This window comes from Lysinibacillus sp. NPDC093692 (assembly GCF_050280125.1).
In the GTDB taxonomy this organism is placed as follows: domain Bacteria; phylum Bacillota; class Bacilli; order Bacillales_A; family Planococcaceae; genus Lysinibacillus.
In genome coordinates this window covers 20,780-36,325 of the sequence record NZ_JBNNUW010000026.1, presented here as the reverse complement: position 1 = coordinate 36,325, position 15,546 = coordinate 20,780, and the positions used below count along the sequence as shown (strand labels likewise).

Here is a 15,546-nt window from a genome sequence, read left to right as displayed (position 1 = left end):
CTCGGTTAAAAGTGCTGGAGCGTTTACTTTTGCTTCGGGCTCTCAAGCGCATTTGTTCTGAATATACATAGTAGTTAGAGGAGAAAGATATGGATTCATTGAAGTGGTTATTACCTAAGATTACAGCACCGACATGGACGGAGGTTATTGTTGCCATCGCTTTTTGTGTCGTTGGTTGGCTGTTTCAACAATTTGTAATAAAGAAAATTATTAATCGCATAGTTGTATTTTTGAGAAATCGTCAACGAGAATTTCAAGCAACGGTGCTAGAACAATTTAATAAATCGATTCGCTATGCATTCATGTCTGCGGTGATTGTACTTAGCTTGTCGTTAATATTAGGTGTATTCTTATTTACACATGTAGCAACTAAAAATTTTGTGTTGTCTATTATGGTGTTTTTTGCCTTTAAAGGTGTATATGATGTATTACATTTTTATACAAAGCAGCCACTAACATTGAATAATGATGAAGAACCGAATGTCCTGTTACCGTTTTTTCTTCGTATAGGAAAAGTACTTATCATGATATTGGCAATGTTTATGATTGCTTCATTTTGGGATTTTAATTTGAATGGGTTTTTAACGGGGATTGGTTTAACGGGTGTGGCGATTGCCTTTGGTATTCGAGATACACTAGCACATGTTTTTGGTGGGATGTCAGTCGCATTAGATAACCCGTTTCAAATTGGTGATTGGGTAGCAACAGAGGACCAAAAAATTGAAGGAACAATTGAGGATATTAATCTTCGAAGTACATTAATTCAAACGGGTGATAAAGGGCTTGTTTATGTACCTAACTCTTATTTGGTAAATCGACCAATCTATAATTTATCCAAAAGGGAAAAACGAAAATGTGAGCATTTTTTATTTGTTGCTGCTGAAAATGAAGAAGAAACATTACGCAGTGCTTTAAGTGCCATTCAAAAGGAAATTTATTTGCATGCTCAAACAGAAAAAGATATGATTCATGTATGTATAGATGAGTTTTATCCAACTTCCTATCGAGTCCTTGTACGTTTCTTTGTGGCAACAAACGATACGGCAGTAATGCTGAATGTGCGACAGGATATTTTGTTTGCTATTCGTCAAATCTTTCAAGAACAAAATATTATAGTAGCAAATCCGGCTGAAGATGAATGGATTAGTACTAAAAAATAATTTGAATTGTTTGTTTTCTTGTTTTACAATGAATACATGCAATCAGCTTTGATGAAGAGTAGTAGCCATTATTTTTTGTTTTAGAGAGCTAGTGGTCGGTGGGAACTAGTACAAAAACTTGGCGAATGGACTTCGGAGCTCTAATCCTGAATAAAGTATGGATTAGCGTCTGCCTACGTTATAGGGTATAGAGATGGTCTTTAAATCTTTCAGCGGCTACCTAAGCATCAGCTGAATGTAATTATGCCGGGGCATAATTGATGAAGACCAATGAAGGTGGCACCACGGCTTTTCCGTCCTTTTGTGATGGAAAGGCCTTTTTATATGTTTTGGTGGAACTGAACAGTGTTATACAGTTCAAGTTCCTGACACAATGTTTAGTTAAAAGAAAGTGAAATGGTAACGAAACGCCAGTGTCAAAACGCCAGTGCATAATTGATAGATTTTGGTGTAGAAGAGCAGAGCATAGAGAAGGAGAGAAAGAGGATGACAGTTGAGCTTAGAAATTTTGCCATGAAGGCATTACAGGGTGATATGATGACGCCAATTTCCGTTTATCAATCACTTGAAGGGAAGCATAAAATGCTTTTCGAATCGTCTGCCAAGCATGAAGAAAGCGGGCGTTACTCGTTTATCGCCGTCAACCCAATTGCAGAACTAATTGGAGATAGGGATGGTTATTCTTATACAAAAGAAGGAGAAACAGAAAAATCGAATGACAATGTATTGCTAAAATTACAGCAAGTTATGCCATATCATAAGACAAAATACCCTTTCGCCTTTTTTGGAGGAGCTATTGGGTTCTTTGGTTACGAAACAGCATTTTATACAGAACAAATAGGTGAATACTTGCAGGATGATCTAGAAATGCCCGATGTTCATGTCTTTTTCTATGATACATTTATTGTTTTTGATCATTTAAAGCAAGAGGTTACATTAGCAGCAATCGATTTATTTAATGAAGGGCGTTCTCTTGAATCGATGGAATTGGCTATTTCTACAATGCAGAAGCAGCTTCATGCTGGAACAACTTTTGACGCCATGACGTTTGGAGAGCTAAATTTCAGACCGATGATTGCCAAAGAAAATTTTGTTGCAATGGTTGATCGCGCTAAGCAGCATATTCGTAAGGGTGACATTTTTCAAATAGTCTTATCACAACGCTTCACTTCACCATATACAGGGAATCCTTTTGCTTTATATCGTCAGTTACGTACTTCTAACCCGTCACCATATATGTTCTATATGGATTTTGGTACGTATACGATTTTAGGAACATCTCCTGAAAGTCTCGTTAAGGTGAAGGATCGAAAGGTCACGACAAATCCAATAGCAGGAACGAAGCCTAGAGGTAAAACCGTGGAGCAGGATAACGCGATTGCGGAAGTGTTATTAAATGATGAAAAAGAAATTGCTGAACATCGTATGCTCGTAGATTTAGGGCGCAATGATCTTGGGCGTATTGCTAAAGTCGGTTCAGTGAAGCTTATAAAATATATGAATATTGAGCGTTATAAACATGTAATGCATATTGTATCGGAGGTTATCGGTGAATTACGTGAGGATGTACATGTTTTGGATGTTCTTAGAGCTTGCCTTCCTGCTGGTACAGTATCAGGTGCGCCGAAAATTCGCGCTATGCAGCTAATCAATGAGCTAGAGCCTGTGAAGCGTGGTGTCTACGCTGGCGCAGTAGGTTATATTTCCACTACAGGTGATATGGATTTAGCTCTAGCTATTCGGACAATGATCATCAAGGATTATCGTGCGCATGTTCAGGCAGGGGCCGGTATTGTGTATGATTCAGTGCCTTTGTCAGAATACGAGGAAACACTAAATAAAGCTCGCGCATTATTGGAGGTAAAACAATGATTTTACTAATCGATAATTATGATTCATTCACATATAATTTATTTCAGCAAATAAGTATGCTTGGGAAAGATGTTAAAGTAGTACGTAATGATGAAGTGACAATCGAAGAAATTAAGAAAATGCAACCAGAAGCTATTATTTTATCGCCTGGACCAGGTGCGCCAATAGATGCTGGAATAACAGTAGATGTTGTCAAAAAGCTTTATACGAAATTTCCGATTTTAGGCATTTGCCTTGGACACCAATCGATAGGTCAAGCTTTTGAGAGTAGCATCGTTCAAGCTAAACATATAATGCATGGAAAATTATCGACGATTCAATATGAAAAAACAGGCTTATTTGCTCAGTTAGACGGTAAAATAGAAGTAATGCGCTATCATTCACTCGTCATTGAGCCAAGTACGTTACATGACGATTTTAATATTTTAGCAAAGTCCAGTGGTGATGGTGAAATAATGGCGATTCAACATAAGGAGTACCCACTTTATGGGCTACAATTTCATCCAGAATCCATTGGAACACAAGAGGGGAGCATAATGATGCAAACCTTTTTAGAACAAATTTCATAAACGAAATAAAATAGGCTGCCATCAAAAATCAATAATTGTGATTTTTGGTGACAGCCATTTTTGCAAATAGGATGGTAATATTATTGCTTTTTCCCTGTAATCAATTTCGCAATTTCCTCTAATGACATTGAAGAATTGACATCGTAGGCACCAATTTGTAAGCTTCGAGCGTATTTAGGATTAGCAAGTAAAAGTTCCATTTCAACACTATTTTCGATGACGCCACCATCTTCAAGCTTTTGCGCTACGGTATATGGTTCCATACCGCTATAAATTTGAAGTGTCATAGTGGTAACGTTTCCTTGAGACGCCGATTCATGTTTATCTTTAGCCGATGTTTTAGGTGCATCTGTTTTCTGTGAGTTTTCCTTTGGAGCTTGTTTACCTTGTTCCTTTAACAATGCAATTTCTTTATTTGCCTGATCGAGCTTTTTTTGCAGCTCCTCTACATTTTCTGTGTTGTTGGAAGCTTTCGTCGGAAGACCGATATTGAGATCAAAACGAACTGCTAAAGATAGCAATGCTCCGACAAGAAAAAGTGCAATGCCAAATGCGCGGATAGCGGAATTATTCATAGATTACCGACCTCCGTTTGCAATTACTTGGCGGACTTGCTCTTCAGTTAAGTTCGAACGAATACTTATATCTGCTACAGAAAGACCCTGCTTATTAAGTTCAAGTACCTGACTTATAATAATTTGATGGATAGGTTTCGTTTTTGAAGCAGCTTGTCCTGTTTTTGATGTCTGAGCAGCCTGTTGAACAGTTTGCATGACCTGTTGGATGTTCGGATTTGGTATCGTGTTATTTTGTGCAGATGATGATTTAACCTGAAACTCTGGCTCTAATAACAGCTCCTCTTCAACAATTTTCAGACGACGTTTTAAATTATTTGTTTCTTGAAAAATAGAGATGGATAGCTCCTCTACATCTTGTTCGACTTTTTTTGAGTTATTTTTGAAAAAGAACGACACGATAATTAGGAGAATTCCCACAATCATAAGTATGATGGATAAATCCACTAGTTTCACCTCATTAAGTATGTAATTATAAGGTATTTTACCATATGCAAACTTAATATGAAATGAAGGTAGATTTTTTTTTAGTTTATGTTATAATAGGTTAGTCGTATAAATCATGCTCAAAATTTAAATTCTTGATATAGAGTGGGAGGGTTAATAATGCGCGTAAACATTACTTTAGCTTGCACAGATTGCGGCGAACGTAACTACATTTCTAAAAAGAACAAGCGTAACAATCCAGAGCGTCTTGAACTTAAAAAATATTGCTCTCGCGAGAAGAAATACACTCTTCACCGTGAAACTAAGTAATCGCTCATTAAGCCAAAACCACTCGTGGTTTTGGCTTTCTACATTTTTAAGAGGGGGATAAGCTTAACATGGATAAAACAACTTTACGGAACGAGGTAAAGGAAGCTCTTGCCGAAATGAGTGAAGTAGCTTACCGCGATCAATCATTTGCTGTATTAAAAAAAGTGTTACAGGAACCATATATAATAGAAGCAACTACAATCGGCATTACCATTTCCAATAAGCCAGAAATCGACACAATTCAATTAATAGAAGAACTGTGGCAACTTGGTAAAAAAGTGGCAGTACCTAAATGTAATCCAAAGACAAGAGAAATGTCATTTTATGCCATTGATTCGTTTAACCAACTTGAAACTGTTTATATGCATTTGCGTGAGCCAATTCCAGAAAAGTGTGAGTTTGTTGACGCAAATGAAATGGATGTCATCCTTGTTCCAGGAGTTGTTTTTGATCCGTTCGGCTATCGAATAGGCTACGGCGGTGGTTATTATGATCGCTATGTATTAAACTATAAAAAGGGTAAGCTTATGTCTCTCATATTTAACGAGCAGCTATATGAACATCTCCCAAGAGAAGCGCACGACTGCCCAGTAGATATCATTGTGACACCGACAAAACGTCTTGACTGTGTAACACAACGAGGAGCGAACTAAAATGGACAAAATGTTAGATATTTATGAATTACTAAAAACATATGGCACTTATATTTACACACGTGATCCGATTGGTGATTTGATGTTAATGGAGGATGAAATTCGCGAGTTGTATAAAGCGAATGTACTAGATATTAAAGATTACCAAATGGCATTGTTACTAATTCGACAAGAAACAACAAAACTTCGTATGAAAGAAAATAGCCAGTAAGTTTTTAAAATAAATCATTTGGGGTATTGTAAAAATAATGTAACATGTATGTAATATTCTTAAAAACAGTGGCTTTCCACTGTTTTTATGATTTGTGAAACTTTTTACAATTAAAAACGTATATATTATTGTCCAGAGCGAACAAGGAGAACAGTTTTCCATAAATATATCTATTGATTATCTGTAAAAAATGGATTAAGATATATTTTGTTTCAGTAACAAATTGTAAAAAATTATTATTTTTTTGTAAGAAAGTAAGGAGGATGTTAGGAATGAAATCAATAAAGTGGCCTAAACATTCATTTATGATACTAGCAATTGTAGCAACTTGGATAAAAACGGTCATTGTTTATCACACAAGCTTTGAGATGAAAATTGAAAATGCAATGCAACAATTTATTTTGCTTATTAATCCATTGAGCTTCGTGCTATTTGCTTATGGTATTTCGTTATTCTTTAAATCACCGAAAGTTAAAAGTCGCTATATAATTACGATTAGTGTTATTTTATCGATTGTCTTATACGGAAATGTGGCATTCTATCGTTTCTACAACGACTTTATTACGCTACCGGTATTATTCCAGACAAGTAACTTTGGCGATCTAGGAACTTCAGTAGCAGCGATTGTCAGCCCTTGGGACTTATTATATTTCATCGACGTGCTGATTTTAATTTTAGCGAACAAATATTTGCCAAAGATGAAGGAAGCAGTAAAAGTCAACGTAGAATTCCGTCGCGCGTACTTCGTATTAGCGATTGCGATGACATTCTTAAACTTAGGATTAGCTGAAACTGAGCGTCCACAATTGTTAACACGTAGTTTTGACCGTGAATTACTTGTGAAAAACATTGGTACGTATAACTACCATTTGTATGATATTTATATTCAATCAAAATCCTCTGCTCAACGTGCGTTAGCGGATGGCAGTGAATTAGTAGAAGTGAACAACTATATTCGTTCTAATCAAGCAGCAATCAACCCTGAAATGTTTGGTAAATACAAGGGGCGTAATTTGATCCTTGTTTCGATGGAGTCTTTACAAAACTTTGTTATTAATAATCAAATGGATGGTCATGAAATTACACCATTCTTAAACTCTTTAACAAAAGATAAAGATACGTTTTATTTCAGTAACTTCTATCACCAAACTGGATTAGGGAAAACTTCTGACTCAGAGTTTATTACAGAGAACTCATTGTTCGGCTTAGGTCGAGGTGCGGTATTCTTCACGCATGGTGGAAATACGTATAACTCAATGGCTGAGCGCCTTGGAGATAATGGCTACTTTACAAATGTCATGCACCCGAATAATAAATCATTCTGGAATCGTGACATGATGTATCAATCATTACACATTAATAAATTCTATGATATAGATTCATATAAGATTGGCGAAGGGGAAGCAGTTAACTGGGGTATGAAAGACGTTCCATTCCTAGAGCAATCTGCAGCCTTAATGAAAGATATGCAACAGCCATTCTATTCGCGACTAATTACTTTAACGAACCATTATCCATTCACATTGGACCCTGAAGATGTAATGATTCCTGAATATACGTCAAACTCAGGTACATTAAATCGTTATTTCCAAACAGTTCGTTATATGGATGAAGCTCTTAAAGACTTCTTCCAAAGTTTAAAAGATCAAGGTGTATATGATAACTCTATTATTGTAATGTATGGTGACCATTATGGTATTTCAGAAAACCATAACAAAGCGATGGCTCAATATTTAGGAAAAGAAAGCATTACATCATTTGATAATGCAATGCTACAAGAAGTACCATTATTTATCCATATCCCTAACTCAGGAGATGGTAAAGAAATGACAGAGATTGCAGGACAAATGGATTTACGTCCAACAATTTTACACCTTCTTGGCATTGAAACTTCAAAAGATATGCAACTTGGTGCAGACCTATTCTCACCAGAGCATGAAGATTTCGTTGTTTTCCGTGACGGTCGTTTTGTAACAGATAAATATGTATACGTTGGTGAAGCTTGCTATGACAAAGCAACTGGTGAAGAAATTGATGGTGAGCCATGTGAGCCATACGCTGAACGAGCTACGAAAGAACTAGAAAATTCTGATGCCATCATTAACGGTGATTTACTCCGCTTCTATGACCAAAAGACAGGTAATTTGAAGCAAGGAGCAGTTAAGTAAACAAAGAAAGTGATCTCATGTTTAGTGAGATCTCTTTTTTTTTTTTTATTTTAAGCGTGTCTACTAGCGAGTTTTCAACAGAAGTGACGAATATAGTCTGGAAACTTCATTTAACACTTAAATGGGAGTGTTTGGAAGGTTTTTTATGTAATTCCTATCAACTGAAAATTTAAATCGTTCTGGAAGCCATGTAAGCAGCTTAGAGGAAAGGGGGCATTATCGTGTTAGAATGGGTGAAGAATTAATCCTCACTGCTCGAAAGGTCAAAAAGAGCAGCTCACAAATAGGAAGTAAATAGAAAAAAGAGCAGCCTCGTTATGGAGACCGCTCTTTCTTTGTCTGAATTTTAGTGTAATGTTGGTGGGTATCCGCTGTGAATTACAGTCATAATTACGAACCAACCGAATACTACTGCACTTAATAAGTTGAAAACAACGCTTAATAGGTTCTTTTCTTTAAGTGCTTGGAATGTACCAACTACAGCCAAAATTGAAACTAGACCAAAAATAACCATTAATAAGTTCATTAAAAATTGACACTCCTTTCGACATCAGAAAATGAATGTCGTCAACAATATTCCTCCTTAATTGTAAACGTTCTACTTGTTTTTGTCGAGAACTAAAATAGCTTAAACTATGAACATTTATCGTCAAATTGTGGTAAAGGCTGTATAATTGATATTGAGGTGATAGTAATGATGAACGTACGAAGTTATTCACTTGGACCTGTCCAAACGAATTGTTATATCGTATCGAATAAAAATAAAGAATGCATAATTTTTGATCCAGGAGAAGAAGCGGATCGAATTATCAAGGCAATACGTAGTAACGGCCTAAAACCATTAGCCATTTTTTTAACACATGCGCATTTTGATCATATCGGTGCCGTAAACGCTGTCCGCGAAGTTTTTAATGTGCCATTATGGATTCATGAAAAAGAAGTAAGTTGGTTAGGAGATCCAACAAAAAATGGCTCTAGTAAATACGCAGCATTACCAGATTATATTGTCGATGCTCCAGCTGAAGAAAATATAATTAAAAAAGAACAACTATATGAAATAAGCGATTTTAGTTTTAAAGCTATTTTTACGCCAGGACACTCACCAGGTAGTATTTCATATATATTTGAAAATGATGGCTTCGCTATTGTTGGAGATACACTCTTTGAACAAGGGGTCGGTCGTACGGACTTACTAGGAGGATCAACAAAAATATTACTAGCATCCATTCATGATAAGCTGTTGACATTACCTGAAGATACTATTATCTACCCTGGCCATGGTAATTATACAACAGTCGGTGCAGAAATGGAGACAAATCCTTTCTTGAATGGTTTTTAATTGAATGGTTTTTAATTGAATGGTTTTTAATAAATGACATCCCAAAACTATTGGCGATGAACTTGGAGAATTTATCCTTTAAAAATCCCCCTGGCATTTTCGTAATGCAAAGGGGGATTTTACTATGCTTTGAATTTTTTCTGTATCTAATGAATAAATTTACATAAAAAAAGCATGTCTCATATTGGATGAGACACGCGTTTTTCTTTGTATTAATGACCGCCACCAGGTACGTGAATGAATGTTGTATAGTACGTGAAGCCAGCAAAGAATACAGTTAAATATGCTCCGAAAATGTACATGTACATACGTTCTGAAAGGTTCAAGAAGCCTAATAATAAGAATAAACCTGTATTACCTACGAATAATAGCGATACTTCGTTCATACCACCAAGGTAGAACATGACTGCAAAAATACCTGTCCAGAATGCCATAACTTTATACATATTATCCATGAAGATTTCCCCTCCTTTTGCCCACGACACAATAATCTCTTACTCATTATAAATGATATGAAAGGTATCTGTAAACTGGAACTTCTTCTTCTTTGTGACAAACCATTGGATTTTAAAAGTTAGTTATCCATTTCTGTCACGTTTATTTCATATTTACATAAATCACAATTATGTACCATGCTATCAATTTGTATAAAATCATTGCTCGAAAATAGTGCATCAACCTGTCCTTTTAAATACGATTCATGCAAAGAACAAACAAGTTCTGAATGAGTAGTAAGTTGCCCTTGGAATGGACAATTAAAAATGGAGAACGTCACTTTTTTACCGTTTTCTGTTTGTTGTACTTGCGGAATATAGCCAATTAATGCTGCATTATCAGTTAATAGCTGAAGCTTTTGTTCGAAGGAAAGGTTATTATTTAATTGTAATTCAGCATTTACATAATTCTTCATTTGCTGATAACCGTCTTGGTAGCTTATATCTTGGCATCTTTCTAGTGCAGGTGGTCCGAATTCTTCAATTAATTGGATTGTCCACTTTAATAGTCGCTCCTCATCACGTCTTGGGAACGTTAGTGATACACCTTTATCTGATGCCTTATAAACACGACCAGGTCTGCCACCTTTCCCAGTTTTAGCAAAATCTGCTGTGATGATGTTGATTTCTGATAGCTTTGTTAAGTGTAAACGTGCAACGTTTGGATGTATGCCGAATTTATCAGCGATGTTTTGGACCGTTACAGTTTTCTTCTCTTGCAGGATATACTCATAAATAGAGTATCTAGTTTCATCGGCTAACGTACTAGTAATTTTTAATGGATGGATCATTTACTTCACCTCTATGTAATTTTTAAATGTTATTTCTTTTACCAAGTGTTAGAAAAAAACCATGTTAATTCTATTATATTGTATTATTTAAAAAGATACAGTTCCTTTAGGCATAAATATTAACTTTTTCATAAGATACTGTTCATTTTTAGTGGAAATTTGCATGTTATTCACACTTTTATAGCAAAAAACACGTTTGATAGGAAAATTTATAGCAAATTTTTATTTTACGAAAAGGGCTTTTTTCGTAATTGGTTATTATCTATACTAGGAAATAACGAATAGAGCGGTCATATTCAAATGAACTAGAAGAGGGGGGTGTGATTTACTGAATATTTAAATAATAAAGCGTTCCAAGTCTTCGAGGTATATAGAAATAATTTTGAATTATGGTCGATGGGGCTAGTTATGAATAAAAGAGATGAGAATAATGATTATATTCTAGAAGCTTCAAGATGTACGCTAGCTTTAGTACTCGCAACTTTATTAATTTGGGGAATTTTTGATGTTTTCAATGCGCAAAATACTGGGTTTGGTTTTCCGTGGTGGTTAATAATTGAAATAGTTATTGTTTATACTATCTCAAGATACTACTTTACATTCAAAAACTCAAAAAAATAAACTTAAGCTAAAGATGCTATAACCCATATTGGGCTTGGATCTGCAGTAGCTCTTAATACAATGTTAGGTTCTATACATATGGTTTAAATCAATATAAATTCTGGTTTCAAGATACGTCAGTCAAGGCTACGCAAAACGATGAACATTAATACTTTTGAAGTGGGTAGTGATGGGTCCAATTTAAACGATTATAAATACGAGGCTCTGTAATTCGGTGCCTTGTATTTTTTACGTGAAAATCCGGTAATTCAACATTTTAGAGGTCATGTGCAGACAAATTAATTAAGCGTATTAATTATATAACGTAGCGAGCGGCAAGCTGATTTTACATGTTTAACAATCATGTTGATCGATTGATAAAATTAACAAATTGCACTATCACTTTACTTCTTTATCTTAAAAATAGTTGCTCAATCCCGCTCATTAAATAAAATAGTTGCAATGTATATTGCAATGTGTAAAATGTGTATAAAGTGTATATATATTGTGTTATATTGAGTGTTTTACTAGTATGTTCTCAATCAACAAATGAAGAAGAGGGATTAGCATGCAAATCATTATTTCAAATAGTTCAAAGGAACCGATCTATGAACAAATTACAAATCAAATTAAGTCAATGATTTTAACAGGTGACCTCTTGGAAGGGACAGCATTACCCTCTATGCGTCAATTAGCAAAGGATCTACAGATTAGTGTGATCACAACCAAGCGTGCTTATGAAGAATTAGAGAAGGCAGGCTTTATTTATTCCATTGTAGGTAAAGGCTCTTTTATTGCGGAGCAAAATTTAGAGGTAATCAAAGAGAAAAAACTAAAAGTCATTGAAGAGCAGTTGAGTGCAGTCATAAAAAATAGCAGAGAAATAGGAATGTCACTTAATGAATTGCAAGAACTATTGAGTATTTTGAATGAGGAGTGAAGCAATGGAAAATGTCATTGAAATAAGTAATGTAAGCAAAAAATTCAAAGGTTTTTCTATTGAAAATCTTGACTTGCAAGTGAAGAAAGGGTACATAACAGGGTTTATCGGGGCAAATGGTGCCGGAAAGTCGACAACAATAAAAATGATAATGAATTTATTGAAGCCAGATACTGGAGAGGTTAAACTTTTTGGATTGGACTACAAAACACATGAAAAAGAGATTAAAGAGCGTATTGGGTTTGTATATGATGAAAATGTATTTTTTGAAGGGTTGAACTTAAAGGATATAAGGAAAATTGTTGGTCCAGCCTATAGAAGCTGGGATGATGCACTGTTTTATCAATATGTAAAAAAATTCGATTTACCATTAAATAAACCTATAAAAACTTTTTCAAAAGGAATGCAAATGAAGGTATCTTTAGCGATAGCCTTGTCACACCACGCAGAGCTGATTATTATGGATGAGCCGACAGCAGGTTTAGACCCTATTTTTAGACGAGAGTTCTTAAATTTATTGCAAGAGTTTATGCTTGATGGTAGTCGTACTATCTTTATCTCTACACATATTACAACCGATTTAGATCGTATTGCAGATTATATAGCCTTTATGCAGAATGGAGAATTAGTATTTAATCATTCGGGTCATGATTTAGTCGAAAATTATGCATTAGTGAAAGGAGGACTAGATCTTCTAGATAGAGACACTGAAAAAGCATTTGTGCGTGTTCATCGTGCATCAACGGGATTTGAAGCTTTAACGAAAGATAGAAGAACTGTCAATGAAATTTTCGGAGACAGTGTTGTAATTGAACGTGCCTCTTTAGAAGACATAATGTACTACTTTAAGGAGTTGGACCATGCTTAATTTAATCAGACGTGATGTAATATTACAGAAGAAACATTTGCTGGTATTTATCCCCTTTATTTTAGTCTTTGTTATTTTTGACACATCACCAGTTTTGGTATTTCTCGTCGCTAGTATTTTTATCCCCTTTAATACATATGGTTACGATGAGAAAGCAGAAACGGATATTCTATTAAATTCCTTACCGTATACTCGTAAAGAAATTATCTCATCACGTTATATAGGTGATATTGTTTATATGTCTTTATCTATTGCAGTAACGAGTTTAATCCTGTTTTTTTTTAATAAACCTTTTACAATTGTTGATATTGTAATCAGTAGCGGATTATTTTTATTATTTGTTGCTTTTACTTTTCCGTTATTCCAACTATTCAAGACAGGATACCTTACAGTAGTAATCCTCATTGGCTTTGTTATTCTAACTAAAGTAACAGGGCCTATTGTGCCGTTTATAAGTGAATTTATTGTCAATATACCTTTACAAATTTTTTATATGAGCGTGGTAATTACGATCATCACAATCTATGCTATTTCATGGGGAATTACTACGGCTATTTATCAGTGTAAAATATTCTGAATTTTTTAAAAAGGATTTTACTATCTTTAAAAGAGTTTTTCATTAACAGTTGAAGATGAAATTACTGATAAATATATTTTTACTTTTATATTTGTTGCATTTTTAATTGTTCATACATAAAAGATACAGGAGCAAATTATCATTGAAAAAATTTCGTGGGAAAAAGCGTTATTTTCATAATTTATCGATGGAACTGGACGTAGCGCACTATGATTTAGATTTTGGGGAATAAGGATGGTTTAATATTTGGCATACTCATCTTGATTATTATGCTTGATTTTGAAAACCTTTTGACAGAGTGAATCATCATGTAATGGACGCGCCGGTTCAATATTGTATTTTGGGAAGCATTACTAAAGGTGTGAAAAACTCCTTCTATCATTAAGGAATTATGAATTGTTTTTTTACACAAGATTATTTGAAAAAAATTGTGATGCTTATAAAAAATCCCCATCTCATTTCTGTAGTATGAAAAAAGATGGAGACCCTTTTTTTATTCGATGGATATTGGGATGGCAACAAAAAATAGTACACCTTGTTTGGTATTATTCATAGAATAAGTGATAAAAAGGGATTCAAAAATTTGTTTTACAATATATAATCCTAAGCCACTCCCCCCAGTATTTCGATTTCTTGACTTTTCGATTCGATAAAAGGGTTCAAATACGTGTTGTATGTTCTCTTCCTTAATTTCGACACCTGTATTAATGACTTGCATTTCGATATGATTTTGCTTAGATCCTTGGCTTAATTTAATATAGACCTTTTCGTTAAGAGGTGAATACATAATCGCATTATGAATGATGTTTTTACAAGCTTTTTCTAATAGAACACAATCCGTATAAACAAAAATGCCAGGATCAACTTCTTTTATTATTTGAATGCCTTTTTGGGAAGCAAAAAATTCGAGATCTTTTTTGATTGTATCTATTAACTTCGAAAGATTTACTTCTTCTACTTGTGGTTTAAAGGTATGTTGTTCTAGTTTTGACGTGCTTAAAATTTCACGAACCAGTTGTTCTATACTTTCAATTATTTGATGATTTTTTATTAAATATTGGTCACGATTTTGATAAGGGCCGATATTATATATCATCCCTTCTACGTAACCTTTCATTACAGTAAGAGGCGTTTTTAATTCATGTGCTACAATAGCAAAGAATTCCCTTCGCTTTGTTTCTACTTCTCTTTCTTTTTCAATATCACTTTTCAATTGCTGATTCGCTTTTTGTAAGTCAAGAATTGCCTGTTGTAAATTTATGGACATATCGTTCAAACTATTGGACAATTCCCCTAATTCATCCATAGAACAAATCTCAATTTTTTTAGAGAAATCCAAGTTCGCCATCTTTTGTGCACCTTCATTAATATAAATAAGAGGTTTTGTAATAAACCTTGAATAGAAATAAGCACTTCCTACACCAATAATCAGTACAATGATACTAATATAAGGAAGAAAACGTACCAAGACCTTTGAAGCTTCATTGATTGGTTGAAATGTTGCGAACACTATAAGCGTTAAGTTAATATCTTTGAATTGTATTGGAATGGAAATCTCATATGAATTACTAGGATTATCTAACCTCCTTGAAGGTATTCCTTTAACAAAACTTTTTGCTTGAGTACTTCCTTGAATAAAACTTCCTTGAATAGAACTTTGAAGAATAGAACTTTGAAGAATAGTAAAAGAAGGAGAATAAATAATTGTTCCTTCATTATTTTGAAGGAAGATCATTGCGTTATTCTTTTGTGCGTATTCATCAAAAAGTGGTATTGCATTTTGAAACGAAATAACTTTAGATTTATTTATTATTTCTTCGATTCCTATTTGGAGCTGATCGGTTTTGTATTGCTCATGAAATTTAGGGAGAAAGAAGTATAAAGTTAAATAAATCAGGGTTGCAAAGGCAAACAAAATGAGTGATGTAGTTATAAAGAGTTTGTAGGTAATTCGCTTCATCTTCAAGGTTTTT

Annotated in this window: 18 protein-coding genes and 1 other annotated feature; of the genes, 12 read left to right on the top strand and 6 right to left on the bottom strand. The window is 34.4% G+C overall.

Annotated elements, in window-relative coordinates; translation table 11 throughout:
- Positions 1 to 89 precede the first annotated feature (89 nt).
- The 3 genes from ACQKN4_RS21525 to ACQKN4_RS21515 all read left to right on the top strand — a co-directional run bounded on the left by ACQKN4_RS21525 (position 90) and on the right by ACQKN4_RS21515 (position 3,601).
- Positions 90 to 1,160, top strand: coding sequence for a mechanosensitive ion channel family protein (locus tag ACQKN4_RS21525; RefSeq protein WP_427484770.1), 1,071 nt, complete (start codon positions 90 to 92; stop codon positions 1,158 to 1,160).
- 39 nt (positions 1,161 to 1,199) lie between these two features.
- Positions 1,200 to 1,464, top strand: a binding site (T-box leader).
- A gap of 182 nt (positions 1,465 to 1,646) precedes the next feature.
- The gene (gene trpE / locus ACQKN4_RS21520) at positions 1,647 to 3,032 is read left to right on the top strand and encodes an anthranilate synthase component I (protein ID WP_427484769.1); all 1,386 of its coding nucleotides are present in this window, start codon (positions 1,647 to 1,649) and stop codon (positions 3,030 to 3,032) included.
- A complete protein-coding gene (locus ACQKN4_RS21515; protein ID WP_427484768.1) occupies positions 3,029 to 3,601 on the top strand; it encodes an anthranilate synthase component II in 573 nt (190 codons plus the stop codon). Before trpE ends, ACQKN4_RS21515 begins: the two co-directional genes overlap by 4 nt.
- Positions 3,602 to 3,681: 80 nt before the next feature.
- Here the strand turns inward: ACQKN4_RS21515 and ACQKN4_RS21510 are convergent, their stop codons facing one another.
- The gene (locus ACQKN4_RS21510) at positions 3,682 to 4,176 is read right to left on the bottom strand and encodes a hypothetical protein (RefSeq protein ID WP_427484767.1); all 495 of its coding nucleotides are present in this window, start codon (positions 4,174 to 4,176) and stop codon (positions 3,682 to 3,684) included.
- A gap of 3 nt (positions 4,177 to 4,179) precedes the next feature.
- Positions 4,180 to 4,623, bottom strand: coding sequence for a hypothetical protein (locus ACQKN4_RS21505; RefSeq protein ID WP_079563424.1), 444 nt, complete (start codon positions 4,621 to 4,623; stop codon positions 4,180 to 4,182).
- Between the two features lie 159 nt (positions 4,624 to 4,782).
- On the opposite strand from ACQKN4_RS21505, the gene rpmG reads away from it, so the two are divergent.
- The 4 genes from rpmG to ACQKN4_RS21485 all read left to right on the top strand — a co-directional run bounded on the left by rpmG (position 4,783) and on the right by ACQKN4_RS21485 (position 7,964).
- Positions 4,783 to 4,932, top strand: a complete 150-nt coding sequence (gene rpmG / locus ACQKN4_RS21500; RefSeq protein WP_008408521.1) for a 50S ribosomal protein L33 — start codon at positions 4,783 to 4,785, stop codon at positions 4,930 to 4,932.
- 68 nt (positions 4,933 to 5,000) lie between these two features.
- Entirely contained in the window at positions 5,001 to 5,585 is a 585-nt protein-coding gene (locus ACQKN4_RS21495) for a 5-formyltetrahydrofolate cyclo-ligase (protein WP_427484766.1), read from the top strand.
- A gap of 1 nt (position 5,586) precedes the next feature.
- The gene (locus tag ACQKN4_RS21490) at positions 5,587 to 5,796 is read left to right on the top strand and encodes a YqgQ family protein (protein WP_079563422.1); all 210 of its coding nucleotides are present in this window, start codon (positions 5,587 to 5,589) and stop codon (positions 5,794 to 5,796) included.
- Positions 5,797 to 6,068: 272 nt separating this feature from the next.
- The gene (locus ACQKN4_RS21485) at positions 6,069 to 7,964 is read left to right on the top strand and encodes an LTA synthase family protein (protein WP_079563421.1); all 1,896 of its coding nucleotides are present in this window, start codon (positions 6,069 to 6,071) and stop codon (positions 7,962 to 7,964) included.
- Between the two features lie 346 nt (positions 7,965 to 8,310).
- Here the strand turns inward: ACQKN4_RS21485 and ACQKN4_RS21480 are convergent, their stop codons facing one another.
- On the bottom strand, positions 8,311 to 8,490 hold the full coding sequence (locus tag ACQKN4_RS21480; RefSeq protein ID WP_079563420.1) for a DUF2759 domain-containing protein: 180 nt from the start codon (positions 8,488 to 8,490) through the stop codon (positions 8,311 to 8,313).
- 168 nt (positions 8,491 to 8,658) lie between these two features.
- On the opposite strand from ACQKN4_RS21480, the gene ACQKN4_RS21475 reads away from it, so the two are divergent.
- Positions 8,659 to 9,303, top strand: a complete 645-nt coding sequence (locus ACQKN4_RS21475) for an MBL fold metallo-hydrolase (protein WP_427484765.1) — start codon at positions 8,659 to 8,661, stop codon at positions 9,301 to 9,303.
- Positions 9,304 to 9,515: 212 nt separating this feature from the next.
- Here the strand turns inward: ACQKN4_RS21475 and ACQKN4_RS21470 are convergent, their stop codons facing one another.
- Together ACQKN4_RS21470 and ACQKN4_RS21465 are read right to left on the bottom strand one after the other, a co-directional pair.
- Positions 9,516 to 9,758 (bottom strand): DUF2626 family protein, encoded by a 243-nt coding sequence (locus ACQKN4_RS21470; RefSeq protein WP_024361272.1) that lies wholly within the window; start codon positions 9,756 to 9,758, stop codon positions 9,516 to 9,518.
- 119 nt (positions 9,759 to 9,877) lie between these two features.
- On the bottom strand, positions 9,878 to 10,588 hold the full coding sequence (locus ACQKN4_RS21465) for a helix-turn-helix transcriptional regulator (protein ID WP_079563418.1): 711 nt from the start codon (positions 10,586 to 10,588) through the stop codon (positions 9,878 to 9,880).
- 408 nt (positions 10,589 to 10,996) lie between these two features.
- On the opposite strand from ACQKN4_RS21465, the gene ACQKN4_RS21460 reads away from it, so the two are divergent.
- The 4 genes from ACQKN4_RS21460 (at position 10,997) to ACQKN4_RS21445 (ending at position 13,573) form a co-directional block, all read left to right on the top strand.
- Positions 10,997 to 11,209: a hypothetical protein gene (locus tag ACQKN4_RS21460; RefSeq protein WP_079563417.1), complete on the top strand. Its 213-nt coding sequence runs from the start codon at positions 10,997 to 10,999 to the stop codon at positions 11,207 to 11,209.
- Positions 11,210 to 11,756: 547 nt separating this feature from the next.
- Complete coding sequence (locus tag ACQKN4_RS21455; protein WP_079563416.1) at positions 11,757 to 12,128, top strand: GntR family transcriptional regulator; 372 nt, start codon at positions 11,757 to 11,759, stop codon at positions 12,126 to 12,128.
- 4 nt (positions 12,129 to 12,132) lie between these two features.
- Complete coding sequence (locus ACQKN4_RS21450; protein ID WP_427484764.1) at positions 12,133 to 12,996, top strand: ABC transporter ATP-binding protein; 864 nt, start codon at positions 12,133 to 12,135, stop codon at positions 12,994 to 12,996.
- Positions 12,989 to 13,573 carry an ABC-2 transporter permease gene (locus tag ACQKN4_RS21445; protein ID WP_427484763.1) on the top strand — a complete coding sequence of 195 codons (585 nt, stop codon included), beginning with the start codon at positions 12,989 to 12,991 and terminating at the stop codon, positions 13,571 to 13,573. The genes ACQKN4_RS21450 and ACQKN4_RS21445 overlap by 8 nt, the downstream gene beginning before the upstream one ends.
- 493 nt (positions 13,574 to 14,066) lie before the next feature.
- On the opposite strand, the gene ACQKN4_RS21440 is transcribed toward ACQKN4_RS21445, so the two are convergent.
- The gene (locus ACQKN4_RS21440) at positions 14,067 to 15,539 is read right to left on the bottom strand and encodes an ATP-binding protein (protein WP_427484781.1); all 1,473 of its coding nucleotides are present in this window, start codon (positions 15,537 to 15,539) and stop codon (positions 14,067 to 14,069) included.
- Positions 15,540 to 15,546 lie beyond the last annotated feature (7 nt).